Source organism: Hymenobacter glacieicola (assembly GCF_014640315.1).
GTDB classification, from domain to species: domain Bacteria; phylum Bacteroidota; class Bacteroidia; order Cytophagales; family Hymenobacteraceae; genus Hymenobacter; species Hymenobacter glacieicola.
Map to the genome: position 1 here is coordinate 97,151 of NZ_BMGS01000005.1, position 25,402 is coordinate 122,552.

Sequence of the window (25,402 nt, forward strand, 5' to 3'; positions counted from 1 at the left end):
AGGCCTGGCCGCAGCCATTCGTCCACGGTTCCGCAATAAGCCTACTAACAGAACAAGCCCTTACCTCCGTGCGGGAAGTAAGGGCTTGTTCTGTTTCAGCGGGGTAACACTTTTTGAATGACGAATGGCTGCGGCTAGGCCTTGTACAACCACTCACTCAGTCCCGGCATCTCCGCTTATTTTATATCCACCCGCAAGCCCAGGTAGGCGAGACGGCCAATTTGGGGGCCGCCGAATACCTGCACGTTGTTGGCGTTGAAGGCGTTGGAAACCCCGGCCTGGAAAGTGCTGCCCAGCTTGGGCACGGTATAGCCCAGGTAGGCATCGGTGGTGCTGTAGTCGCGAATGGTGCCCACGGCAAAGGGCATTTCCTGCAGGTGGCCCTGCACCCAGCGGTAGTTTACGGAGTACGTCAGGTTGCCTACCGCGCCGTTGGCGCCTATGTTGTACTTGTGCTTGGGCGTGTTGAAATAGGTTTGGAAGTTAGTAGGTAAGTTGCTGCGGTTCAGTACGTTCAGGGAGTAGTTGCCCGTCAGGTTGAAGGCTTTACGGAAGTAGTAGGTCAGGCCTGCCGTAACGCCCTGGGTGCGCACTTCCTGGTTGCTGTTGTAGTAGGCGAACAGTACGCGCGTGGGTTGCGCCTGGTTGGTGTAGGCAGTGCTGTAGCCGGCAGCTAGCTGCTGGGGCGTGGGGCGGCTACCGTCGGTGTTGCCTACAAAGGTCTGAGCCCCAATGAAATCCTGGTAACGGCTGCGGTAGTAGCTCACGTCGGCGTACAGGTTGGGCAGCAAGACGCCTTTGTAGCCGACCTCAGCCGTTTGTACCTGCTCCAGCTTCAGTGGGCTGATGGTATATTCGTAGGGCTTAAGCACAGCCGGATTGCTCTGGGCTGCCGCCAGCAGCTGCGGGGAGTTGAACAACGTCACATTGTAGCCCTGGAACCCATTGCCAATGTTGCCAATCAGCAGGCCCGTGCGAATGTCGTTGTAGAGGTACTGCTCGGTTTGTGAGGGCGAGCGAAACGCCTGCCCGTAGCTGGCCCGGAAGTTATGCTGCTTGTTTTTGCCCAGTGAGTACACGGCCGAGGCCCGGGGCGAAAACGCTGGCTTAAAGTTCTTGAACTCATCTACGCGGCCGGCCAAGGCCAGCTTCAGGCGCTCATCCAGCAACGTCTGGGTTAGCTGGCCGTAGGCGCCGTACTCGTAGTTACGGATGCGCTTGCCGTTCTGGTCTGAAAACAGGATGCCGTTGGAGCCCAGGCGGTACTCACGGTAGGCCGCGCCCACGGTCAGGTCGGTGCCAGCATCGGAGAGGCGGAAGCTGCGCTGCCCGCTGATGTCGTGCAGGAAGGAGTTAAAGTACTGCTGGGCGCCCCGACCCGGCTGCCGGTCCCGGATAATCCTCTCGCGCAGGGTAGCAAAACGCGGATCGGAAGTCTTGAGCTGGGTAGCGCTGGCCGCCGTCTGGGCCGTAGCCAGCGCCGCTTCTACCGACTGCCCGGCCCGGCGGGCCTGGGTGTACGCGGCGTTGTAGCTGCCGTAGAACTGCTGGGCGTAGCTCACGCTACCCCCTTCCGTTGCCGGGGAAGCCTGAATCAGGGAGCCCAACTGGTTTAGCTCGTAGGAGTCCCCCGTAAAGTCCTCGGTAGAATACAGGCGCAGGAACCCTTTGCTGCTCTTTAGCTCAGCCCGGTACTGGGTGGTGCCCAGGCCCTTCACCCGGAAGCGGCTGATGTTCTGGTAGGTAGCCGTGCCTTCGGCGTACTTGGCTTCTGCCGTGAGTTTTAAGTCGTCGCGGAGCAGGTAGGAGAGGGCGCCCTGCACCCGGTACGAGGAAGTGCGGGTGTCGTCGGCAATCAGCTGCTGCTCCGTGAAGCCGGGCAGGTACACCGTGCGGCCCACCAGCTCGGCGTTGGTGCCGGCCTGGCTGGACGTGTAGGTGTAGCTGGATTCCCCGTAGCGGTTTACGGCGTTGTAGCCCAGCGTGGAGCCGGCCGGGTTCACGGAGCTGCGGGTAGCCTCCATGTTGTCGGCAATCCAGTCGTTGGCCCGGAAAGCGCTGGCGTTAATCTTGAAGGCCAGCTTGTCGGTAAGCTTTTTGGCGTAGCGCACCTGCCCGTCCAGCAGGTTTCGCTCGCCGCCGCGCAGGCGCACGCTCAGCCCCTCGTACACAAACGGGTCCTTGGAGTTGAACAGAATCACGCCACTCAGGGCATTGGAGCCGTACAGCGCCGAGGCCGGGCCGTGAATAATTTCGATGCTTTCCATGTCCAGCTCCGGAATGCCGACCAGGTTGCCTGGGCTCAGGTTCAGGGAGGGCAGCTGGGTATCCATGTAGTCAACCAACTGAATTACCCGCTCCGATTTGGCCGTGTTGAAGCCGCGCGTACTCACGCTGGTAAACAGCATGGAGGCCGAGCTAACGTCGAGCCCCTTGAGCTGGCCCAGGCCGCTAAGAATTTCCGGGGTCGTAATCTTCTCGATCTGGCGGGTCGAGAGCTTGTCTATCGTGACGGGGGCGCGCAGGATGTTTTCCTCCACCCTCGAGGCCGATACAACCGTTTCGTTGAGCAGGGTAGCGCTGGGGCTGAGGCCAATAGTGAGGGTTAGCTCTGGGTTCGGCAGCACAATTTCCCGACTGTCGTAGCCAACGTAGGAGAAAACCAGCGTTACGGGGCCATTCTCAAAGCTGGTGTTCAGGCTGAATTTTCCGAATTGGTCTGCGCTGGTGCCAATAAAGCTGCCTTTGATAAAGACGGTGGCTCCGGGCAGCGGCTCGCCGCTATCGGTGAGTACCTGGCCGGCCACAGAGCGTTCCGCCGGGTCTGGCTCCGCAACGCGGATGGTAGTGGAAGGGCTGCTAGAGGTAGCAGGTGAAGAGTGAGCGGCAACAAGGTGAGGTAGCAGCAAAGCCGTCAGAACGGACGGGTACAAAGGTTTCATGTGCGGAATGCGAAGAAGTCAACTATAAATCGGCGACAAACCTACCTGCCCTCCTGGCGCTATAGTTGAGCTTTTCGGTGAACCGGGTACCTACACGGTTAAACTAGGCTTTCGGCAAAGTCAAGGGTGCCCCTTGTTTTCTCACTCCCGGATAACTTTCCTGTTTTGGGAATAACTCGGTTGCCTTGGATCCTTCCGCCACTGAGTGGCCTTTTCTAGACTGATCATGCCTGCAGACCGCCCCATAAGCGCAAAAAAGCGCGGCCTTCCAGTAAGGAAGGCCGCGCTTTAATTAAACCGGGTAAAGCAGGCTTTACTTGATGTCCAGCTGTACACCTACGTACGCCAGCCGCCCGATTTGGGGGCCACCGTATACCTGAATGTTATTCGAATTGAGCAGGTTAGACCCGCCACCCTGCAGAGTAAGCCCCATTTTGGGGAAGCTATAGCCTAAGTAGGCATCCAACGAGCTGTAATCAGAAAGTTGCCCAACGGCGAAGGGCAAGCCGTACTCGTGGCCCTGGGCCCAACGGTAGTTCAGGGCGTAGCTCAGGTGAGAAACAACGGTGCCAGTAGCGCCCACGTTGTACTTGTGCTTGGGCGTGTTGAAGTAGGTCTGGAACTCCGCGTCCTGCACGTCGCTGCGGTCCTGCACGTTGAGGGAGTAGTTGGCCGCCAGGTTCAGGAAGGGAGCAAAAGCGTAGGTCAGGCCCACGGCGGCGCCTTGGGTGCGCACTTCCTGGTTGGCGTTGGTCCACACTTGCAGCACCCGGCCGGTGGCCGGCGTGGCGGGGCGGCTGCCATCGGCGTTGCCGATAAAGCGCTGAGCTCCAATAAAGTCGTTGTAGTAGTTGCGGTAGTAGTTCACGTCCAGTACCAGCTTCTCGCTCAGGGCACCTTTGTAGCCTACCTCGTAGCTGCTCAGGCGCTCCAGCTCCAGCGCCGCAACATTAACGGCTTGACCATTGGTCAGGCTATAACCCTGGAAGCCATTGTCAACGTTGCCCAGCAGCAACACCGGACCCAGATCCAGGCGGATGTACTGGTCGAGCTGGGTGGGGGAGCGGAAGGCACGGCCGTAGCTGGCCCGGAAGTTATGCTGGCGCTTGCTGCCAGCCGAATATACGGCCGAGGCCCGAGGCGAAAACGCCGGATCAAAGTTTTTAAAGGCGTCCAGCCGGCCGGCCAGGGCCAGCTTCAGGCGCTCTTCCAGCAGTTTTTTCGTGAATTGGGCGTAACCGCCTACTTCGTGGTTCTGAATCCGGCCATCCACGTCGGAGTACAGGTTGCCCTGGGAGCCAATGCGGAATTTGCGGTAGGCAGCGCCCACAATCAGGTCGGAGGTTTCGCCTAAGTTGAGGTTATACTGCGCGTTGCCTTCGTTCAGCAACGAACTGGGATTAATCCGGGCGCCGCGGCCCGCCGTGGCATCCTGCGCAATCTGATTGCGCAAGTTGCGGAACTCGGCGCTGTTGGGGTCTAGCTGCAGCGGAGTAGCTGCCGCCTGGGCTGTGGCCTGCGCCTGGGCCGCACTCTGGCCGCTCTGGCGGGCCCCGGCGTAGGTGCTCAGGTACGTACCGAAATAGCGTTGCGCGTAGGTAGTGCCTGCCCCGCTGGTAGCAATAGGAGAGTTCTGCAGGAAGGCCCCGAGGAAAGACAAGTCATAGGTAGCGCCGCCAAAGTCCTGCACCGACTGTCCCCGTACAAACCACCGCTCGCCCTTTACTTCACCGTGGTACTGGTTGGTGCCGAAGTCATTGAGCCGGTAGCGGCTCGTGCTCTGGTAGCTGGCCGTACCCCGGTTGTAGTTTACCCCAACGGTAGCCTTAACGGTGCTGGTAAGCAGGTAGGAAAGCGAAGGGTGCACCTTCAACGACTTGGCCTTATCGTCGTCGCCCACCAGAATTTTCTCCTCGAAGCCCGGCATAAAGAGGGTTTTGCCCCGCAAATCTGCCACCGGGTAAGTAGCCGGCACCACGTAAGCCACGTCGCCGTAGCGGTTCACGGCCTCGTAGCCCAGCGTAGAGCCCTGGGCATTGTTGTTCTGCTGCACTTGGGTGCTGGTGGCAGCGTAGTTGCTGGCCAGCCAGTCGTTAGCCGTGAGGTAGGCGCCCGTGATTTTGAACGCCAGCTTATCGCCTAGTTTTTTGGCGTAGCGCACCTGTCCGTCGAAGAAGCTCCGCTCGCCGCCCCGCACCCGCAGGCTCAGGCCCTCACTCACGAAGGGGTCCTTGGAGTTTTGCAGCAGCACGCCGTTGAAGGCATTGGCGCCGTACAAGGCCGAAGCCGGACCGTGGATAATTTCGATGCTCTCAATATCTAGCTCCGGCAGGCCCGTGAGGTTGCCAGCGTTGATGTTCAGGGAGGGCGACTGGGTGTCGAAATAGTCCGTCAGCTGAATCAGACGCTCCGATTTGGCCGAGTTGAAACCCCGCGTGCTCAAGGAGTTCATTAGCATGCTGGTGCTGTTCACGTCGATGCCCTTGAACTGGTTGAGGCCCACCTGCACATCGGGCGGCGGCAGCCGCAGAATCTGCTGGGAAGTTATTTTTTCCACCGTTACGGGCGCCTGCAGAATGCCTTCCTCTACCCGCGAAGCGGAAGCAATTACCTCGTTGGTCTGGGTAGGGTCAATCTTAAGCTGTATGATGACTGCGTTGTCGGGCTGCGAGAGGGTGACCTCGCGGCTTTCGTAGCCCACAAACGAAACAGAAAGCACCACTGGGCCCTGATTAAACTCCGTGCGCAGAAGAAACTTGCCTTCCCGGTTCGTGCTAGTCCCAATAAAAGTGCCCCGAATAAATATCGTCGCTCCGGGCATTGGGTCCCCGGCCTGGTTCTGCACTACACCGGCCACGGTCCCTAATTCCTGCGCTAAAGCCACTGAGAATGACCCCAGTAGTACCAGAAGAAGTAATAGAAAACGGTAAGGTTTTCCCATATCAAGAAAAAATTACAAAAATGAAAAAGCCCATTCTACTCAGAAAGGGCTGCAAATGTATCCTATAAAGGCTAAATAACCTAATACTAATCTATTGATAGACTTATGGTTAGCTTAAGAATTAGGAATTGTACTATACTGCTGTTGAGTGCCGCCAGAAAGATGGTTCGTGCATTCTGTTTCTGGGATTAGTACCGTATATCAGACGGGCCGTATAGCAAAGGGCAGTCCTCGTCGCCAATGGCATAGTCGCCAAGCCGCAATACCGATGGCTTCGCAGAGGTAGCATCCGATGAGCGAACCGGAGTTTGTGAACTGCGAGAGGTGGGTGCTGCTGCCGTTGCCGGAGCAACGGCTCCGTTCCGGACCAGCCGGACCCAGCGGGGCCTTGCCGGCCGGTGGTGGCAGCAGCCAGTTGCCGTAATCAGGCGTGCAGTAGGAAGTTTGGCCGGCATATTGTCCAGGTCGAGGGATATAAAATCATTTAATAGTTCAAATAAAGCCGGATGAACTGACCCAGTTTTCGTTCTTCCGTTCAACCCCCGTGTTCTGCCCGTTCAACCCCCGCAGATTCTCGGCCAATCGATACCAGCAGAATCGGTTACTTTCGTTGGTCTATCCGCTCCTTTTCCTTTCGCTTACCCTTGTGCGCCCCATGGCCGAATTTGCATCTACTGCCGCTGACTCTGAAACTCTTACCGTCATGGGCGGCGGCTTAGTCGGCTCCCTGCTGGCCCTGTACTTGGCGCAGCACGGGCACTCGGTGGAAATGTTTGAGCGGCGGCCCGACATTCGAAAGGCTGGCCCCGTGGAGGCTCGCTCCATTAACCTAGCCCTTTCTGACCGGGGGTGGCGGGCCCTGGAAGGGGTAGGCATTGCCGAGTCGGTGCGGGATGTGGCCATTGCCATGCACGGCCGCATGATGCACGCCGTGCAGGGTCAGCTCACGTATCAGCCCTATGGGCAGGAAGGACAGTCTATCTACTCCGTGTCGCGGGCGGGCCTCAACCGCCGCATGCTGGATTTGGTGGAGCGGAATTCGCGCATCCGGGTGGCGTTCAACCAGCAGTGCCAGCGCGTTGATTTGCGCCAGCAAACCGTGGATGTGCTCGATACGGAGCTCGGCCAAAGCCGGACCATTCCTTTCCGGCGCCTGTTTGGGGTTGATGGAGCCTACTCCGCCGTGCGGGCCGCCCTGCAACGCACTGACCGCTTCAACTACTCCCAGCACTACCTCGACTACGGCTACAAAGAGCTGACCATTGCGGCCGCCCCCGGCGGTGGCTGGGCCCTGGAAAAGCACGCCCTGCACATCTGGCCCCGCGGGCAGTACATGATGATTGCCCTGCCCAACCTCGATGGGTCCTTTAATTGCACGCTGTTTTTCCCCTTTGAAGGCCCGGCCTCCTTTGCGGCCCTGCAAACGCCCGCTCAGGTGCGAACCTTCTTCGAGCAAGTATTTCCCGACGCCGTGCCCCTGATGCCGGAACTGGAAACCGAGTTCTTCGAAAACCCGACCAGCTCCCTGGTAACCGTGCGCTGCTACCCCTGGACCCACCACGATGAAGTGCTGCTGCTCGGCGATGCAGCCCACGCCATTGTGCCATTTTACGGGCAAGGAATGAACGCCGGCTTCGAGGATTGCACCGTACTGCACGAGCTGCTCAGCCGCCACGGCCACGACTGGAACACCATTTTTCAGGAGTTTCAGCAGGTGCGCAAGCCCAATGCCGACGCTATGGCAGATCTGGCCGTGTACAATTTCGAGGAAATGCGCGACCGGGTGGCCGACCCCCGGTTTCTGCTTCAGAAAAAAATCGAGAGCAAAATCTCCGCCCAGTACCCTAACCAGTGGCTACCCCTGTACTCGCAGGTAACCTTTTCCCACCTGCCCTACGCCGAGGCCTGGGCCAACGGCCAGCAGCAAGAGCAGATTATGCAGCGGCTCATGCCCCACATCCAGTCGGAGGAGGACTACCAGCGGCCGGAAGTGCAGGCCTTGGTGGCCGCTGAAATGGCGCGCCGCCGGGCGTAGCCCACACAAAAACCAGTTGCTAACCCCCATCTGCAATCCAGATCATTGGACAATTCGTTGGTACGGGCAACCCAATCCGGGAATATTCGGTAGCGGGTTGGGCTGGTTAAAGTAGTACAAGCAGCTTCTAAAGGCTATTTTGCTGCTTGGCTAGCTCCTAGTCGGTCCAAGATTGAGACAATAGGACGGAAGAAATACAATTAACTTGATTGACTACTAGAAGTAGAGTAGTTTAGCTATTCAAAACAACCCCAAACCACTTGTCTGACAGGTACATCTTGCGTGTCAATGGGTAGTAAGGTGGTACACGCCCCGATTTCCTTTCCCCGCTCCTTATGGCTACTGCCCCCGTTCTGACCTGTGCTATTATTGATGACGAAGAAATCAATCGGCTGACGCTGGAGCACTACATCTCCCTGACTGATTCCTTGCAACTGGTTACTTCCCTGGATGACGCGTTGCAGGGTCTAAACTATTTCCGGGCCGGTAACCGGGTTGATGTGCTCTTTCTCGACATCCAGATGCCCCAACTCAACGGCCTGGATTTGCTGCGCGTGCTCTCCGATCCGCCCATCGTCATCCTGACCACTGCCCACGAGGACTTTGCCGTCGATGCCTTCGACCTGCGCGTGACCGACTATCTGGTGAAGCCCTTTGATTATGCCCGCTTCAGCCGCGCCGTGCAGCGGGCTCTGCAGCAGCACGCCGCCCCGGTGCCAGCCGCCGCCAGCCCCGTAGCTGCCCCGGCCCCGCCCGACAACGACCTGTTCGTGAAGGTCAACAACAAGATGGTGCGCATCAACTTCGATGAGGTGCTCTACATCGAGGCCCTGTCCGACTACGTCATTATTGTCACGGACAAGCAGAAGTACATTGTGTACACCACCATGAAGGCCTTGGACGCCCGCTTGCCCTTCGACCATTTCGTGCGCGTGCACCGGTCCTACATCTTGAACATGCGCCGCATAGAAGCCATCGAGGACGGGGCTGCCGTGGTGCCAGGTGGCCAGCACGTGCCCATCGGCAAATCCTACCAGGAAGCCTTCTTCCGGAAGCTAAACCGCATTTAGCGCTGCCCCGGCTTCCCTCTGAACATACGGAGCGGGCTACTTTTCCAGCGGGTGCGGAAAGGTAGCCCGCTTAACGCTTTTGGGCGCTGTTTTCTACTCAACGTGGGCATTGCCAAGCTGCTCTACGGCGGCTTCCAGCAAATCGGCAAGCTGGCAGGTTAGGGCCGGGAGCTGGTCGGGGGTGGCCAGGGCGGGCGCATTGGGCCTGGACAGCGGCTCCAGCGCGGCTACTAATTCCTGGGCGGCCTCAATGCCCAGCAACTGCAAGGACGGCCGCAGCTTGTGCACAACAGCGCCTACGGCCGGCCAATCGGCGGCGGCCCCGGCGGCCCGCAGCTGAGCGGCAGCAGCCGGCGTATGTGTCCGGAAAGAGCCCACTATTTTCTGCATGAAGATGGTGCTGCCGTGGGCCGTATCGCGCAGGCGGGTAAGATCAAACAGCGAGGCCGGCGCTTCTACTGGCACCTCGGTTGGGGCTCCGGCAAGTGCTGGCGCATCGGCCGGGGTAGGGGTCGGGGCTGGTTGAGCTTCCAGCACGGCCACCGCAACGGGGCGCAGGTTGGCTTCCAGCTTGCGAAACAAATCGTCCTCTTCAAAGGGCTTGGAGAGGTAGTCCAGACCAGCGGCTTGGTACGTCTCGTTATCGGAGCGCATCACGTTGGCCGTGAGGGCAATAACGGGAGTAGTAGCGCGCAGCGGGTCAGGGTGCTGGCGCAGGCGGTGGGTCACGTCGAGGCCGCTCATGCCGGGCATCTGAATGTCCATCAGCACTACGTCATACAGGCGGGCCTCCAGTTGGTCCAGAGCCTCGTTGCCATCGGAGGCCACATGGGTTTCCACCTCCCAGCCTTCCAGAATCAGCAGGGCCAGCTGCTGGTTTACGGGGTGGTCTTCCACCAGCAGCACGCGCTTGCCGCGCAGCTTGGCGTAGTCGGGTGGGGGTAGGCGGGTAGGCTCGGGCAGGGCGTGCTGAGCCCGGGGCAAGGTCAGGGAAAGAAAGAAAGAGCTGCCTTTGTCCAGTTCACTTTCCACCCGCATCTGCCCGCCCAGCTGCTGCACCAGGCTGCGGCTGATGGTCAGGCCCAGACCCGTACCGCCAAAGCGGCGCGAAATATCGGCGTAGGCCTGCGAGAAACTTTCGAAAATGGTGTCCTGCTTATCCGGCGAAATGCCAATGCCCGTGTCGCGCACCTCAAACTCCAGGGTTAGCTCCGTTGGGGTTTCCTCGAGCAGGCGGGAGGTAAGGGCTACCTCGCCGCGGGTTGTGAACTTTACGGCGTTGCTGAGCAGGTTGAGCAGAATCTGGTTGATGCGACCCGGGTCGCCGATGACGACGGGGTGCGGCAGCGGTAGCAGCTCCAGCCGGAAGCCAATGCCCTTTTCCTCGGCCCGAAATGCCAGGCTCTGCACCGCATCCTGAATCGACTGGTTGATATCGAAGGCCATGCGCTCCAGCTCCAGCTTGCCGGCCTCGATTTTGGCCACGTCCAGCACGTCGTTGATGACGGTGAGCAGGTGGCGGCCTGAGTTGCGCAGGATGCGCAGGTGCTCCTGCTGGGCGGGGTCGAGCGGGGTTTTGGACAGCAGCCCGGCCATGCCCAAAATGCCATTGATGGGTGTGCGAATTTCGTGGCTCATGTTGGCCAAAAAATTTTCCTTGGCCCGGGCCGTATTCTCGGCTTCCTCCTTGGCGCGCAGCAGCTCCTGCTCGGCCTGAATTCGCTCGGTTATTTCCTGACCGTAAGCAATGACATAAGGCAGCTCGCCGGGCTCCTCCACGCGGTAGTTGTTGTACATCAGGTGGTGAGGGCGGCCGTCGGCGCCGTGCAGGGTCATCAGGCCCATGAGTTCCTGCTGCTGGTGAGCCTGCTCCAGGTACAGCTCAAGCTGGGGATGCAGCTCAGGGCTCAGCACCTGGTGCAGAGTGCGGCCTACCAGCAGCTCCGGTACCACGCCTACCAGCTGGGCCGCCGCGGGGTTCACCGACAGCAGCACGCCCTGCAAGTCATGGGTGCAGATGAGGGCCTGGGAGTAGTGCATCAGGTCGCGGTACTGCTTGGCCGTGCGCTCCAGGGTAGTACCGGCCTGCTTTATCTCCGTAATGTCGGTGCTCACGCCCATGACGTTGAGGCTGCCATCAGCCCGAAGCAAGGGCCGAATACTGGTCTGGAACCAGCGCACGGCCCCGCTGAGCTGGGTAAAGGAGCTTTCGTAGGCTATTTCCTGGCCCGTTTTCAGCACTTGCTGAATGCTTTGCTCGTGGGCCCAGTTTTCGGTGGCTACCGGGTCTTCGGGGCTGGCCGAGCTGGTGGTGCGGTGGCGGCCGGTGCGCATCAGATCCTCGAAGGCCTGGTTGGAAAACTGCGTTTTCCCCTCCGCGTCGCACACCCAAATAATGATAGGGGTGGTGTTAACTACCTGCTGCACAAAGTCTTGTTGCTCCTGCAGGCGGGCTTCGCTACGCCGCACTTTCTCCTCGGCCTCGTGACGCTCCGTAATATCCAGCCCGTAGCCAATAACCATGCGTAGGTCGCCTTCCGGGCCAAACACGGGGTGCATGTGGCGCAAAGACAGGCGCTGACCTTCGGGCGTATCCAGGGTTTCTTCCCAGGCCATCAGGCGGCGCTGCTGCACGGCCTGCTCGAAGATGGCCCGCCGCCGATGGGCCAGTTCCAGTGGGCGGTTCCGGTACTCGAAGTATTCAAAGTCGTTGTGCCCAATAATCCATTCGCGCAGGGCTGCGTCGCGGATGGCGGAGGGGTTCACGAACCGGTAGCGTTGCTGGGTATCCAAAACGGCCACGTCGGCGGGCAGCTGGTTGAGTACGGTCTCGTAAAACTCCTGCTGCTCCACCAAGCGCTTTTCGGCGTCCTTTACCTGGGTAATGTCGGTGAAGTAGAGGTTCACGTACTGGTCGTGCACGAAGGGCACAATGGCCAGCTGAAAGCAGTGGTCAGCAAAGCCGATTTCGGCCTGGGTGGGCACCCCCGCCGCTAGGGCGTTAGTAGCGGCCTGGTACAGATTCTGGGAGAAGGCCGGCTCCTCCCGCGGGTCCATATATTCCTGCCGCAACTCCTCGGCGGCCGGGTTGGCGTACAGCACGCGGCCGTTGGCGTGCAGGCGCAGCACCGGATTGGGGTTCTGGCCCGGAATCCGGGAGAGGGAGTTCAGGTACTGCTCGGCGCGGCGGGCCTGGGTTACGTCGCGGAAGGAGAGCATGAAGCCCGTCGGCACCAGGTCATCCGGGCCGCTGAGCGGAATGAAGTCCATTTCCAGCACCGTGCTATCGGCCAGCTCCAGGTCTTCGCCCAGCACCCGCTGGTTTACGGCACGCATGGCCTCCAGGCGCTGGCGCATGGCCTCGGGCCGGGCTGCTTGGTTAATGAGGCCTTCCAGCAGGGGCTCCGCGGGCTGCTCCTGCATGCCCGGCGAGGCGTCTTCCAGCCCAAACAAGTCACAAAACTCCTGGTTCAGCAACACGACTTTGCCATTTTGGTGGGCTACCAACACCGCCACCCGCAGGTTCTGGGTTAGGCGGGTAATGCTGCCCGTCAGGCGCCCAACAACCCGCTGAGTAGCCGTCAGGTGGCGGCGCAGTGCCTGCACCTGCCGCTCCGCCGCCATTCGTTCCCGTCGCTCCTGGGCCAACTGGTCGGCCAGGGTACCCGCGTCAATAGTTGAATCAGAGGAAGACATAGAAAACGGCAGAATCAGGCAGTAGCAGCTTAAGACGCTAACCTGGAGCTAGTAAGGTAGTAGAGCCGGCAAGCGAGAATGCCGGTTGGTATAGGAAAGATAGGAATGATTCCGGGCTAGCCCAAGGCCAGCCCCGCACTTACTCCCAGCACCAGCCCCGCGCCCAGTGCCAGGCCAGCCCATACCTGTGCTTCGGTATGAGCATTGAGGGCCAGCCGGGCGCTGCCCACGGCCCCGGCCGCCAGAATAGTGCCGGCCAGCCACCACACAGTAGGGCCACTGTCGGGCTCACTTAAGTGCAGAACCGCCAGTAGTCCGGCGGCCCCGCCCATGCCCACGCCGTGGGCCGAAATCTTCCAGCGCAGGGTGAGCAGGAAGGTGAGCAGCACGGCCACGGTCATGCCAGTCATCATGCGGGGTAGCAGCGGATCGAACAGGCCCGGCCGGTGCAGCAGCCAGGCCGCCGCCCCGAAGCTGCTGGCGGCCAGCAGCAGGGGCCAGGCCCGCTGCTCCCGCTCGGGCATCTGCAACGAGTCGACCAGCCCAAACTTAATAAGCACTACCGTGCCCAGGCAGGGTAGCAGAAACGTGAAGCCCCACACCACCGCCAGCACCAGCCACCGGTCGGGCAGGGGCGGAAGAATTACTACCCCAGGCAACTGGTAGCAGACGATGTAGAATAGGTAAAACGGCACCAGCAGCGGATGAAACACCGCCGACAGAGCCGTGGCAAAACCACGCGTCACGAATAGGCAGAGCTAGGGCAGAAGCAAACGAAGGTACGGCAGCCGGCAATGTAGGGAAGCGGCGGGGCTACCCCCCAAACCAACCGGGCCCCCGAAGCTACGCTAACGGGGGCCCGGTTGGTTTGCCACTTGGCGGGCGGCCTACAGCTCCTTGCGCAGGCGGGCTACCGGAATGTTCAGCTGCTCGCGGTACTTGGCTACCGTGCGACGGGCAATATTGTAGCCGCGGGCGTTGAGCATTTTTTCCAGCTTGTCATCCGAAAGAGGCTTGTTTTTCTGCTCGCCCTCAATGATTTCCTTTAGAATGTGCTTTACCTCCCGGCTCGAGGCGTCCTCGCCCGAGTCGGTGGCAATGCCTTCGGAGAAGAAGTACTTAAGCGGATAAATGCCGAACTCAGTCTGCACCGATTTGGAGTTGGCTACCCGGCTTACGGTGCTGATGTCCATGCCGATTTCCTGGGCAATGTCCTTCAGAATCATGGGCCGCAGCTTGCTCTCGTCGCCCTCGGCAAAGAACTCGCTTTGATAGCGCACAATGGCGTCCATGGTGCGCAGCAGGGTGTTCTGGCGCTGACGGATGGCGTCAATAAACCACTTGGCCGAGTCCAGCTTCTGCTTGACGAAGGTTACGGCCTCTTTCATCTTCTTGTCCTTCTTCGAGGCCTTGTCGTAGGCCCGGAACATATCGGTGTAGGCCGGCGACACCCGCAGGTCAGGAGCGTTGCGCGAGTTCAGCGTCAGGTTGAACTGGCCGTTGTCGTGGGTCAGAATAAAGTCGGGAATGATGTACTGCACCTTGCCCATGCCTACCGGGCCGGTGCCACCGGGCTTGGGGTTAAGCTTGAGAATCAGGGCAATGGCCTCTTTTAGCTCGTCGTCTTCCAGGTCCAGCTTCTGCTGAATGCGGGGGTAGTGCTTTTTGGTAAACTCGTCAAAGGTTTCGTTCAGGATCTGCTCGGCGTGCTCGGTTGCCTCGTCCTGGGGGCGGCGCTCCAGCTGCAGCAGCAGGCACTCCTGCAGGTCGCGGGCGCCAATGCCGGGCGGGTCAAACGACTGAATGACGTGCAGCACGGCCTCAATTTCCGGCACGGAGGCCTCAATGTTCTGGGAAAACGCCAGGTCGTTGGCAATGGCCGACAAGTCGCGGCGGATGTAACCGTCCCCGTCGATGGAGCCAATCAGCTGGCGGCCAATGGCTTCTTGTTTTTCATCGAGGTTGGCAAAACCCAGCTGGTCCAGCAGGTTGTCCATCAGGGAGCCGCTGGTGTCGGCCAGGGGCATTTCCCGGTCGTCCTCGTCTTCGCCCGGGCCGTCGCCCTGCATTTTGTAGCCCGCTATTTCGTCGTCGTTGAGGTAGTCGCTCAGGTCCAGGTCGTCGTTATCCGACGACTCCTTGCTATCGGCGGGCTCCTCCTTGGTGGGAAGCTCTATTTCGGGTTGCTCTTCGCTTTGGCCACCGTCAAAATCCTCGTCGAGGGTGTTATCCGGGTTATCGAACTCCGAGTCGGGGTCGTTGTCGAAGTCTTCGTCCGAGTCGCTGGAGTCGTCACGGTCCTGGTCCTCAAACTCATCATCGGGCTCGTCGCCTTCTTCCAGGGCCGGGTTTACTTCCAGCTCTTCCTTAATACGGGCCTCTAGCTCTGCGGTCGGAATCTGCAGGAGCTTAATAAATTGAATCTGTTGGGGGCTCAGCTTCTGCGAGAGAAGCTGCTTCATGTCCAGTCGTTGCATACTCCAAAAACGCGTACGCCCCGCCGGTTTGGAAACGGGGTGGTTAGGCCAAATATAGCCCTTTCTCTACTGGAGTTACGGCGAAAATGTTGGCTTTCCTGGTGGGCTTGGACGACGCAAAGTGCCGCCTGGCTTGAGGGGTAGGGGCCGCCGCGGCCGGCAGTTGGGCGCGGGCAAGGCGTTGTGCTTGGTTCTGGCCGGCAAATAGCGGTTTTCGCACCCCTTAAAACTTCTACCTTTGCTGTTCTTAGTGATTTACCTTTTCAGAAGAACAACCTCCCGATGTCCGACCTCCGAAAAACCAGCGTGCAGGAACTGCTCTGCAGCACTGACCTGGACCGCGAAGTGCTGGTGAAAGGCTGGGTACGCACCCGCCGCGGCAACAAATACGTGCAGTTTATTGCCGTGAATGACGGCTCCGGCTTTAATTCCATTCAGGTAGTAGCCAACGCCGAGCAGTTTCCGGAGGAAAAGCTGAAGGCGGACGGAGTAGAAAACGGGGCCGCTGTAGCCGTACGCGGCAAGCTGGTAGCCTCCCAGGGTAAGGGCCAGACCGTTGAAATTCAGGCCTCGGAAATCACCGTGTACGGTTCGGCCGACACGACTACCTACCCCCTGCAGAAGAAGGGGCACTCCCTGGAGTTCCTGCGCGACATTGCCCACTTGCGCCCCCGCACCAACACGTTCGGGGCGGTGCTGCGCATCCGGCACGCCATGGCGTTTGCCGTGCACAACTATTTCAACAGCAAAGGCTTCTACTACGTCCATACGCCCATCGTAACCGGCTCCGATGCCGAGGGTGCGGGCCAGATGTTCCGCGTCACCACCCTGCCCGACCAAAACCCGCCCCTGACGGAAGACAAGTCGGCGGTAGATTACAAGCAGGACTTTTTCGGTAAGCAAACCAACCTCACGGTTTCCGGGCAGCTGGAGGCCGAGGTAGCCGCCATGGCTCTGGGCAAGGTGTACACGTTCGGCCCCACGTTCCGAGCCGAAAATTCCAACACGGCCCGCCACCTGGCCGAGTTCTGGATGATCGAGCCCGAGGTAGCTTTCAACGACCTGCAGGACAACATGGACTTGGCCGAGGACTTCCTCAAGAGCCTGGTGCGCTACGCCCTGGAGCACTGCCAGGACGATCTGCAGTTTCTCAACGAGCAGTATGACAAGGAGTTGCTCAGTCGCCTGCAGTTTGTGGTAGACAATGATTTCCAGCGCCTTACTTACACTGAGGCCGTGGAAATTCTGAAGGTAGCCAAGCAGAAGTTTGAGTTTCCCGTGGACTGGGGCACCGACCTACAGAGCGAACATGAGCGCTACCTGGTAGAGAAGCACTTCAAGAAGCCGGTTATCCTGACGGACTACCCCAAGGACATCAAGGCCTTCTACATGAAGCTCAACGACGACGACCAAACCGTACGGGCCATGGATGTGCTGTTCCCCGGTATCGGCGAAATCATCGGGGGCTCCCAGCGCGAGGAGGACCTGACCAAGCTGCAGGCCCGCATGGCCGCCATGAACGTGCCCGAGCATGAGTTGTGGTGGTACCTGGAGCTGCGCAAGTATGGCACCGCCCCGCACGCCGGCTTCGGCCTGGGCTTCGAGCGCCTTATCCTGTTCATCACCGGCATGAGCAACATCCGCGACGTCATTCCCTTCCCCCGCTTCCCCAAAAGCGCGGAATTCTAAATCACGGATTTAGCCGGATTTATCGGATTGCACGGATTTGTATATGACAAACGGCCGCCTTGCTTGCGTAGGGCGGCCGTTTGCGTGCGTAATGGTTGACTGTGCTTGCTTACTGCAGCAGCTGCCGCTCATACAGGTCCTGGGCTTTGGCGCGGATGCGCTGCTGAAAACCCTCCAGGTCTTTGGTTTGCTCTTCCCAGGAAGCCTCGCGGGCTAGCTTTTGCGCGAGCTGATCAATAGCCGCCTGGTCGGTAGCCGTAAGCGGATGGTATAGGCGGTACACGTGGTCGGTGAAGCCGTATTCCCGGTCTTTGAGGTTGTGCTCGGTGAACAGGAGGATGACGAAACGGCGACTTTCGAGCTGTTGCTGCAAGTTCAGGTTGGCTACTCGCTCGCCCGTATCGTGGTAGGTGCTGTCGGGCAGGTGCACCTCGTTGTTATAGTACCAGAAGCGGGTATCGTCGGCAAACTCACGCTGTACGTAGGGGCTGAACTGCATCAGGCCCCAGGTGAAACTGTCGCCTACGAATAAGGCCGAGGGGCGCGTTTGGCCGGCTTGCGGGGGCAGGAACGCCAGGCGCCGGTAAGCCAGCGGAGTAGCCTCGCGCTGCCACAGCAGGTTCAGGGGCCAGCCCAGGTCGTTATCCGTGGCCCGCAAGGAATCAGAGGAGCTAATGATGCGGGGCGGGCCCACGGTGCGCACCTGCGGAAAGCGCAAGTTGCCCAACTGCTCCAGGTGCCGCAAAAGCGTGTCGGCGGCCAGGGTGGCGCCGTAGCCGCTCCAGTGCGTGCCGGCCCGCGGGAAAAGAGGGTAGGGCTTGGTGGTTTTCCAGCGGGCAAATACGGGCACCAGATCCAGCAGGGCCACGCTGTCGGCGCGCATGGCCCGCGTGAACAGGTCGTAGTTGGTGACGGTGCCGGGAGCGGGCCGCAGGCGAAGCGGCAGGTCTTCGGGCTGAAAACGAGCCTTGTTGGGCGCCAGCACGAACAGCAGCTTCACCCCGCGCCGGGCCAGTTCTTGCTGCACCAGGCGGAGCCGCCGCACCCGGAACCGCACCTCGGCCTCATCCAGTAAGTCTTGGCCGGCAAACGTGGCAATGGGGCCGGGCTGGAAAAGTACTTCGTGCTCCCCCACTGTCAGGTCGGTGAGGCCAGCTACCCGGAATAGCGAAAAGGAAAGCTGATTGTGCAGCCGAATTGCCAGGGTACGAAAGCCCAGACGGTCTTCTACGTACCGCCCCAGGGCTTCCTGGTAGGCGGTGCTGCGTAGCCCTTCCCAGCTGAAATCGGGGTGCGGGGCCCGGGTAAAGGCTCCGGCCAGCTCCCCTTCCGGGTAAAAGCGCAGCCGCGCCTGCAAGGCCGGCAACACCAGCAGCAGCACCAGCAGCCCGAGCAAAAGTCTTTTGAACAACGTCGTCACAGAAAAAGAATAGCTCTGTCCAAGGGAAGGCCAGTGAAATAGAACTAAAAGCGGAAGTAGATAAAGGGGTTAAACGAGCTGCCCACAATGTAGCCCATGCTCAGCAGCAGGAGCAGGGCCGTTACCGCCGTAATACCCGCCGCCGCCCGCACGGAGAAATGAGACGCCGCCAGCGTGCGTATTTCCCAGCGCTCAATACGCGGCAGCGCCGCCATAAAGGAGAATAGGGCAGCCAGGGCCAGCGTAAACCAGAACTCCCGGGTGTAGTAGGGTAGGGCTGCGGTAGCCTCAGCCCCCAGGCCCAGCATGCGGCTGACATAGGCCAGCGCGCCCGCCAGGGTTTCGGCCCGGAACAGCACCCAGCCAACTACCGTGATAAGGAAAGTAGGCAGGATGCTCAGGGCGCCCAGCTTACGGTACAGCCGCAGCAAAAAGAGCCGGTCCAGAATGAGAAACAGGCCGTGGTAGGCTCCCCAGGCAATAAAATTCCAGGCTGCCCCGTGCCAGAAACCCGACAGGATAAACACCGTCCAGAGGTTCACGTAGAGCCGGCCCGGCTTTACGCGGTTGCCGCCCAGCGGAATGTAAAGGTAGTCGCGCATCCAGCGGCCCAGCGTGATGTGCCACCGCTGCCAGAACTCGGTGATGCTGAGCGATATATAAGGGTTATTGAAGTTTTCCGGGAACTGAAATCCCATCAGCCGGCCCAGCCCAATGGCCATATCGGAGTAGCCCGAAAAGTCGAAGTAAATCTGGAAGGTGTACGCTACGGCTCCTAGCCAGGCCTGAGCCACGGGCAGCTGGGCGGGCGGCAGGCCGAAAATGGCATCTGCCTGCTCGCCCAGCACGTTGGCTATCAGTACCTTCTTGGCCAAACCAATCATAAACCGGAATAGGCCCGCCAGCTTCTGGTCTACCGTATCGAAAGCGGTGCGGTCCGTCAGCTGATCGGCTATTTCGTGAAAGCGAACAATGGGACCTGCTATCATCTTGGGAAACAGCATGATATAGAGCATGAAGTCCCAGAAACTCCGCAGCGGCTTGTTCACGCCGCGGTACACGTCGATGGTGTAGGTGAGCTTTTCGAAGGTGAAAAATGAAATGCCGATGGGCAAGACTACCTTCTCCCACGTGAGCGGGGAGGCGCCGGCCACTTCGCCTAGGGCACTGACATTTTCGAGAAAGAAGTTGGCGTACTTAAAGTAAAAAAGCATTGCCACGTTCAAGACAATGCTCAGGATCAAATAAATGCGCTTTTGCCAGTTCTGGGCCTGGTCCATAAACCGGATCAGCACAAAGTTGACGACCACAGAAGCCAGAAACAGGGCCAGGAAGTTGAGCCCGCCCCAGGCATAAAATAACAGGCTGGCTACCAGCGATACTACGTTCTTGAACCGGGTAGGGGCCAAGAAGTAGAGAAGTAGAAAACCGGGTAAAAAATAAAATAGAAACAGCGTACTGCTAAAGACCATGCGCGGCAACGTAAGAATTCAGCACAAGGTAGTAAGCCGGCTAGTATTCTCGTAGGCGTCAGATATGCTACCCCCCAGGCCATCCGAAGACAACGTGTTGGGGCGAAAGAACCGTGAGAGGTAGCTAGGCTAGCAGTAGCTGCGCAATTCCTTATCGTCTACGGCTACCAGCGCGTCCAGCCGCAGCTCAAAGCCATCGGCCAGCCGCAGGTATTCCACTTTGTCGCGGATGAACAAATCCTGAATGGTACCGTGGTAGGTGCTGGGGGGCGTATCGGGCTGGGTGCGGTAAGTAAGGCTACAGGCTTGACCGGTGGTAGCCCGGGCTTCCAGCTCGTCGTAGAACGAGCAGTTAATGGGGTGGTAAGTGGAGTCGGACATGGAGTATAGAAAAAGTACCTCCCTCACGTACGACAAACCGCTGTCAGAGGATGGGCCGCTAGGTGGCCAGCCGGTGCCCGTTTACTGATATAAGCCAATCAAGGCGCAGCTCGCACCCGTTGGCTAGGCACAGGTAATCGATCTGCCCGCGCCGCAACACCCCCAGCAGCACTCCCCGCACGCAAAACTCGGCGGAGGTGCCCGGAGTACGGTACACCAGCAGGCACCGTCGGCCCTCTCCAACCAAGGCTTGCAGCTCAAGGGGTAGAACGCGGTGAAACAGATGTTGGGTCGTGGGCATAGCGACCTGAACGGATTGATCTACAAAAAGATGCGGCCGGACCGTAATAGTGTGTTAAGAAAAAACACCCTGCATTTCCGGCTTACGTAACACGAACTGCCCCCGGCTTCCTACCAGAGTAAGCTGGGGCAGTTCGTATTTAAAGTAAAAGCGCTTAGTGTTTGCCTTTGCCGTGGCCCTTGCCATTACCACCGTGGCCGCCGTAGCCCAGCTTCTTGGCTTGGCCGGGGGGTAGGCCCTTGCCGCTTTCCAGGCGCTTCACCTGGCCTGGGGGTAGGCTGGCTGGATACTGCTGCCGGTGCCGGCCGATCAGGACCCAGGGCTGGGCCCCTACGTAATCAATAACCACGGGATGGAAGGAATTGGGCGAGTAGCCGCTGACAGTGGCTACCCGCGCCCAACGGCCGTCCCGCTGCACAATGTAATGGTGGTCGCGCAAGTCATAGTAACCGCCTACTTCCGGAATGTAGTAATACTGGGTGCCCGCTGGAGCAGCCGGGCCCCAGGAAGGAGGGTTAACGTTGATGGTTACCTGAGCCTGAGCCGTATGAGTAAGCCCTGACAGTGCAAAAGCCAGCAGGCCCGATAAAGCTAATTTGGGGAGCAGTTTCATGGTTGGGTAGGTAAGTGAAAGGACGGGAATAAAAGGCTAGTGGCAAGAACGGGGCCAAACGCAACAAGTGCGGTCTGAGCCGGTCCGCACAGTGTCGAGCTTACGGCAGGAAGCAAGCCGGAGTTAAAACAGCAAGCTTCTGAGCTGAAAAAGGCCTTCTACTAGCAGCAGAAGGCCTTTTGTATACTCTTAGAACACACAGCTTATTACATCCCGCGGCCTCTACCCCGGCCCCCGCTGTAGCTGCCTGAGCTTTGCTGGGCGCTACCTGGCTGATTGCCTGGGTTGCCGGGGCCACTGATGCTACCCCGGTCGTTCCGGTCGTAGTTGCCGCGGTTGTCAGGGCGGCCGTTGTAGCTGCCCGGGTTTGGGTTAGAACGGTTGTCGTCGCGGCGGCCATCGTAGCGGCCGTCGTAGCCGCCAGGATAATTACCGCGGTAATCCCGATTGTCCCGGTAGTCGCCGCGGGCATAACCGCCTTGGTTATAGGAGCGGTTGTCGTAGTAGCCGCCGGGGCCATAGTTTGGGCGCGGGGCTACCACGTAGCCGCGGCCGGGCCAGTTGGCGCCGTAGTAGCGGCCGGGCTGCACACCCCACCGGTCGCAGTAGGCGCGGTGGTCACGCAGGTAGCCCCAGGGCTGCCGGCCCACGTACTGCACCACCACGGGGTGGAAGAAGCGCGGGTCGTAGCCGGCGTAGGCGCGCGGCAACACCGGCGAGCTAATCCAGGCCCCGTACACCGGATCGAAAAACAGATACGACTGCGAGTACAAATCGTAGTAACCGTCGATTTCCGGCAGGTAGTAGTACTGCACGTTCGGCCCAACGGCGGGGCCCCAGGCCGGCACTTGCACATTGATCTGCACCTGTGCCTGCGCGCGGCTGCTGTAGAGCAGCAGTCCAAGGGCTAGCACCAGCCCTGATTTAAATAACATTTTCATACGGAAGAAAAGCAAAAGGGAGAGGCCGAACTCAAGGCAAAAGCCGCACCATAATTTGTGGGTTAGAGGGAAATGCGCGCCACGGTTTAAAAAGAAGTTTAGGCAGGGCCGGGACATTTCCCCAGCAGTGCGTGTTACAGCCCATCTGCCCGCTTTCCAGCGCCAGCGGCCCCGGCCAATATGCTTGGCAAATAAGCTATTCGGGGTAGCCGTTGGGGCTTGATTTGCGTACCTTTGCAGACTTATTCGCTCCGCTGCTGCATGGCTAAAAAAACAACTGCCGCTTCCGTTTCTCCCTCCGCTGCCAGTAAACCTGCGGCTTCTAAAGCTGCCCGCCCGGCCAAAGCGGCGAAAACGGCCGCCGCCCCCGCGCCGGAAGCGCCGGCCGCTACCCCGGCCAAACCGAAGAAGGCTCCGCGCGCAACCGCCGCGGCCGTTGCCGATAATGCCAACCATCACGCTACCGCCGCCGTGCAGGCCATACCGCGCCTGGGAGAGGTAGCGGAAGCTGTGGTAGAAAGCCGGATAACTGGTCAGCTTACCGGCCCGGCCGACCTGGAGGCGCCTTACATTGAAGTGTACGGAGCCCGGGAGCACAACCTGAAAAACGTATCCATCCGGATTCCGCGGGGGCGGCTGGTGGTATTTACGGGCATTTCCGGCTCGGGCAAGTCGTCGTTGGCCTTCGACACGATTTACGCCGAGGGGCAGCGCCGCTACATGGAAACGTTTTCGGCCTACGCCCGCTCGTTCATGGGCGGCCTGGAGCGGCCCGACGTGGATAAGATTGAGGGATTGTCGCCGGTTATCAGCATTGAGCAGAAAACCACCTCGCGCAACCCCCGCTCCACCGTCGGCACCATCACCGAGATTTACGACTTTCTGCGCCTGCTTTACGCCCGTACCGCCGAGGCGTTCAGCTACGCCACGGGCCAGAAAATGATCCGGCAATCGGACGACCAGATCATCAATTACATTCTAAAGGAGTACGATGGCCGCAAGCTCATTGTGCTGGCCCCGGTGGTGAAGGGCCGCAAGGGCCACTACAGGGAGCTGTTCCAGCAGATTGCCAAGCTGGGCTTCACCAAAGTGCGCGTGGACGGGGAGCTGCTCGACATCACCCCCAAGATGCAGGTGGACCGCTACAAAATCCATGACATCGAAATCGTCATCGACCGGCTGGTGGTGAAGGAAGAAGACCGGTTCCGCCTCTCGGGCTCGGTGCAGAACGCCCTGACCCAGGGCAAGGGCACCATGCTGGTACTGGACCCCGACAAGAAGAAGGACAACACTCAGTTCTTCTCCCGCTTTCTGATGGACCCGGCCACCGGCATTGCCTACGACGACCCGGCGCCCAACACCTTCTCCTTCAACTCGCCCTACGGCGCCTGCCCCACTTGCAATGGCCTGGGCGAAGTGCAGGAAATCACTGAAGACTCAGTGATGCCGGATAAGAAGCTGAGCATCAGCCGGGGCGGTATTGCGCCCCTGGGCGAGTACCGCGACATCTGGATTTTCCAGCAGCTGAGCCTTATCGTGAAAAAGCACAAAGCCAGTCTGAGTACACCCCTTGAGAAATTGCCCGCCGAGTTGGTAGAGCGCCTGCTGCACGGCGTGCCCGAGGACGAGGATGCCGACCCGAAAAAGGCCAACTACACCGAGCCGTTTGAAGGCATCATTCCCTTCCTGCGTCGGCAGATGGAGTCCGATTCGGAAAACATCCGAGAGTGGATTCAGCAGTACACCCAGGCCCAGGAGTGCCCGGAGTGCCACGGCTACCGCCTCAAAAAGGAGAGCCTGCATTTCAAGCTCGACAACAAGCACATCGGCGAGCTGTCGGTGATGGATTTGAACGAGCTGGCCGGCTGGTTTGAGGGCGTGGAAACGCGCCTCTCGGAGCGCCAAAACCTGATTGCCCGGGAGCTGCTCAAGGAAATCCGCAAGCGCATCGGTTTCCTGCTGGAAGTGGGCCTCGACTACCTGAACCTGCACCGCTCCGTGCGTACGCTCTCGGGCGGCGAGTCCCAGCGTATCCGCCTGGCTACCCAGATTGGCACCCAGCTGGTAGGCGTACTCTACATCATGGATGAGCCCAGCATTGGCCTGCACCAGCGCGACAACGAGCGGCTAATCAAGGCCTTACAGCACCTGCGCGACCTGGGTAACTCCGTGATTGTGGTGGAGCATGACAAGGACATGATCATGCATGCCGACCACGTGCTGGACATTGGTCCCGGCGCTGGCATCCACGGCGGGCAGATTGTGGCCGAGGGTACGCCTACGGAAATCTTCAACTCGGGCTCCCTCACCTCCCAGTACCTCAGCGGGCAGAAGCACATTGAACTGCGCAAGAAAAAGCGCGCTGGCGAAGGCAACGAGCTGGTGCTGAAAGGGGCCAAGGGTCATAACCTCAAGAACGTCACGGCCAAGTTCCCGCTGGGCAAGCTCATTGCCGTAACGGGCGTGTCGGGCTCGGGCAAGTCGTCGCTCATCCACGACACGTTGTACCCCATTCTCAATCAGCATTTCTTTAACGCCAAGCGCGAGCCGCTACCCTACGGGACCATCGAAGGGCTGGAGTTCATTGACAAGGTGATTGAAGTGGACCAGTCGCCGATTGGCCGTACGCCGCGCTCTAACCCAGCTACGTATACGGGGGTATTCACCGAGGTTCGGCAGTTGTTCTCGTCGTTGCCGGAAGCCAAGATTCGGGGGTACGGACCGGGGCGCTTCTCCTTCAACGTGAAGGGCGGGCGCTGCGAAACCTGCGAGGGGGCCGGCATGCGCACCATCGAAATGAACTTCCTGCCCGACGTGCACGTGCCCTGCGAAACCTGCAAAGGCCGCCGCTACAACCGCGAAACCCTGGAGGTGCGCTTCAAAGGCAAGTCCATCACCGACGTGCTCGACATGACGGTGGAAAAGGCCGTGGAGTTCTTCGAGTTTCAGCCCCGCATCCTGCGCAAGATTCAGACCCTGAACGAAGTAGGCCTGGGCTACCTCACCTTGGGCCAGCAAGCCACCACGCTTTCCGGCGGTGAGGCCCAGCGCGTGAAGCTGGCGACCGAGCTCAGCAAAAAGGACACCGGCAAGACGTTCTACATCCTCGACGAGCCCACTACTGGCCTGCACTTCGAGGACATCAACCACCTGGCCGTAGTCCTGCACAAGCTCGCCGACAAGGGCAATACTGTGCTCATCATTGAGCACAACCTTGACCTGATTAAGGTAGCCGACCACCTCATTGACATTGGGCCGGAGGGCGGCGCTGGCGGGGGCACTATTGTGGCCCAGGGTACGCCCGAGCAGGTCGCTAAATCCGGCAAGGGCCACACCAGCCGCTTCCTGGCCGAGGAACTGCGTACCAGCAAGTACGCCGAGGAAAAGCCTGGTAGTAAGGACGCCGCCTGATAGCGGCCTGAGG

General features: G+C 59.7%; 15 protein-coding genes. 4 read left to right on the forward strand and 11 right to left on the reverse strand.

Annotated features, from left to right (window positions below; translation table 11 throughout):
- Window positions 1–176 precede the first annotated feature (176 nt).
- Both IEW18_RS10450 and IEW18_RS10455 read right to left on the reverse strand, forming a co-directional pair.
- Window positions 177–2,942, reverse strand: coding sequence for a TonB-dependent receptor (locus IEW18_RS10450; protein ID WP_188557796.1), 2,766 nt, complete (start codon window positions 2,940–2,942; stop codon window positions 177–179).
- Between the two features lie 313 nt (window positions 2,943–3,255).
- Window positions 3,256–5,883: a TonB-dependent receptor gene (locus IEW18_RS10455; RefSeq protein WP_262891890.1), complete on the reverse strand. Its 2,628-nt coding sequence runs from the start codon at window positions 5,881–5,883 to the stop codon at window positions 3,256–3,258.
- 655 nt (window positions 5,884–6,538) lie between these two features.
- Here IEW18_RS10455 and IEW18_RS10460 point away from each other — a divergent pair.
- Both IEW18_RS10460 and IEW18_RS10465 read left to right on the forward strand, forming a co-directional pair.
- Window positions 6,539–7,918, forward strand: a complete 1,380-nt coding sequence (locus tag IEW18_RS10460) for an FAD-dependent oxidoreductase (RefSeq protein ID WP_188557798.1) — start codon at window positions 6,539–6,541, stop codon at window positions 7,916–7,918.
- Between the two features lie 335 nt (window positions 7,919–8,253).
- Entirely contained in the window at window positions 8,254–8,988 is a 735-nt protein-coding gene (locus tag IEW18_RS10465; RefSeq protein WP_188557799.1) for a LytR/AlgR family response regulator transcription factor, read from the forward strand.
- Window positions 8,989–9,081: 93 nt separating this feature from the next.
- Here the strand turns inward: IEW18_RS10465 and IEW18_RS10470 are convergent, their stop codons facing one another.
- The 3 genes from IEW18_RS10470 to rpoN form a co-directional block, all read right to left on the reverse strand.
- The gene (locus IEW18_RS10470; protein ID WP_188557800.1) at window positions 9,082–12,684 is read right to left on the reverse strand and encodes a PAS domain S-box protein; all 3,603 of its coding nucleotides are present in this window, start codon (window positions 12,682–12,684) and stop codon (window positions 9,082–9,084) included.
- A gap of 116 nt (window positions 12,685–12,800) precedes the next feature.
- Window positions 12,801–13,430, reverse strand: a complete 630-nt coding sequence (locus IEW18_RS10475) for a hypothetical protein (protein WP_188557801.1) — start codon at window positions 13,428–13,430, stop codon at window positions 12,801–12,803.
- Window positions 13,431–13,571: 141 nt separating this feature from the next.
- Window positions 13,572–15,161, reverse strand: coding sequence for an RNA polymerase factor sigma-54 (gene rpoN / locus IEW18_RS10480; RefSeq protein WP_229728691.1), 1,590 nt, complete (start codon window positions 15,159–15,161; stop codon window positions 13,572–13,574).
- 282 nt (window positions 15,162–15,443) lie between these two features.
- Between rpoN and asnS the strand changes: the two genes are divergently transcribed.
- Window positions 15,444–16,850: an asparagine--tRNA ligase gene (gene asnS, locus IEW18_RS10485; RefSeq protein ID WP_188557802.1), complete on the forward strand. Its 1,407-nt coding sequence runs from the start codon at window positions 15,444–15,446 to the stop codon at window positions 16,848–16,850.
- A 109-nt stretch (window positions 16,851–16,959) separates the two neighbouring features.
- Here asnS and IEW18_RS10490 read toward each other — a convergent pair whose 3' ends face one another.
- From IEW18_RS10490 to IEW18_RS10515, 6 genes are all read right to left on the reverse strand, one after another.
- The gene (locus IEW18_RS10490; RefSeq protein ID WP_188557803.1) at window positions 16,960–18,261 is read right to left on the reverse strand and encodes an alginate O-acetyltransferase AlgX-related protein; all 1,302 of its coding nucleotides are present in this window, start codon (window positions 18,259–18,261) and stop codon (window positions 16,960–16,962) included.
- Between the two features lie 53 nt (window positions 18,262–18,314).
- Window positions 18,315–19,679 (reverse strand): MBOAT family O-acyltransferase, encoded by a 1,365-nt coding sequence (locus IEW18_RS10495; protein WP_229728692.1) that lies wholly within the window; start codon window positions 19,677–19,679, stop codon window positions 18,315–18,317.
- Between the two features lie 192 nt (window positions 19,680–19,871).
- Window positions 19,872–20,123 carry a hypothetical protein gene (locus IEW18_RS10500; protein ID WP_188557805.1) on the reverse strand — a complete coding sequence of 84 codons (252 nt, stop codon included), beginning with the start codon at window positions 20,121–20,123 and terminating at the stop codon, window positions 19,872–19,874.
- A gap of 58 nt (window positions 20,124–20,181) precedes the next feature.
- On the reverse strand, window positions 20,182–20,424 hold the full coding sequence (locus IEW18_RS10505; RefSeq protein ID WP_188557806.1) for a hypothetical protein: 243 nt from the start codon (window positions 20,422–20,424) through the stop codon (window positions 20,182–20,184).
- A gap of 154 nt (window positions 20,425–20,578) precedes the next feature.
- On the reverse strand, window positions 20,579–21,037 hold the full coding sequence (locus tag IEW18_RS10510) for a hypothetical protein (protein ID WP_188557807.1): 459 nt from the start codon (window positions 21,035–21,037) through the stop codon (window positions 20,579–20,581).
- A 206-nt stretch (window positions 21,038–21,243) separates the two neighbouring features.
- The gene (locus IEW18_RS10515) at window positions 21,244–21,978 is read right to left on the reverse strand and encodes a hypothetical protein (RefSeq protein ID WP_188557808.1); all 735 of its coding nucleotides are present in this window, start codon (window positions 21,976–21,978) and stop codon (window positions 21,244–21,246) included.
- A 261-nt stretch (window positions 21,979–22,239) separates the two neighbouring features.
- Here IEW18_RS10515 and uvrA point away from each other — a divergent pair, with 261 nt between their 5' ends.
- Entirely contained in the window at window positions 22,240–25,389 is a 3,150-nt protein-coding gene (uvrA, locus tag IEW18_RS10520; RefSeq protein WP_229728694.1) for an excinuclease ABC subunit UvrA, read from the forward strand.
- Window positions 25,390–25,402: the final 13 nt, after the last annotated feature.

Bases quoted from the DNA above. Each gene is read 5' to 3' on its own strand.
- IEW18_RS10450 (WP_188557796.1), bottom strand. From the start codon at position 2,942: ATGAAACCTTTGTACCCGTCCGTTCTGACGGCTTTGCTGCTACCTCAC.
- rpoN (WP_229728691.1), bottom strand. From the start codon at position 15,161: ATGCAACGACTGGACATGAAGCAGCTTCTCTCGCAGAAGCTGAGCCCC.
- IEW18_RS10470 (WP_188557800.1), bottom strand. From the start codon at position 12,684: ATGTCTTCCTCTGATTCAACTATTGACGCGGGTACCCTGGCCGACCAG.
- IEW18_RS10510 (WP_188557807.1), bottom strand. From the start codon at position 21,037: ATGAAACTGCTCCCCAAATTAGCTTTATCGGGCCTGCTGGCTTTTGCA.
- IEW18_RS10515 (WP_188557808.1), bottom strand. From the start codon at position 21,978: ATGAAAATGTTATTTAAATCAGGGCTGGTGCTAGCCCTTGGACTGCTG.
- asnS (WP_188557802.1), top strand. From the start codon at position 15,444: ATGTCCGACCTCCGAAAAACCAGCGTGCAGGAACTGCTCTGCAGCACT.
- IEW18_RS10460 (WP_188557798.1), top strand. From the start codon at position 6,539: ATGGCCGAATTTGCATCTACTGCCGCTGACTCTGAAACTCTTACCGTC.
- IEW18_RS10455 (WP_262891890.1), bottom strand. From the start codon at position 5,883: ATGGGAAAACCTTACCGTTTTCTATTACTTCTTCTGGTACTACTGGGG.
- IEW18_RS10500 (WP_188557805.1), bottom strand. From the start codon at position 20,123: ATGTCCGACTCCACTTACCACCCCATTAACTGCTCGTTCTACGACGAG.
- IEW18_RS10505 (WP_188557806.1), bottom strand. From the start codon at position 20,424: ATGCCCACGACCCAACATCTGTTTCACCGCGTTCTACCCCTTGAGCTG.
- uvrA (WP_229728694.1), top strand. From the start codon at position 22,240: ATGGCTAAAAAAACAACTGCCGCTTCCGTTTCTCCCTCCGCTGCCAGT.
- IEW18_RS10465 (WP_188557799.1), top strand. From the start codon at position 8,254: ATGGCTACTGCCCCCGTTCTGACCTGTGCTATTATTGATGACGAAGAA.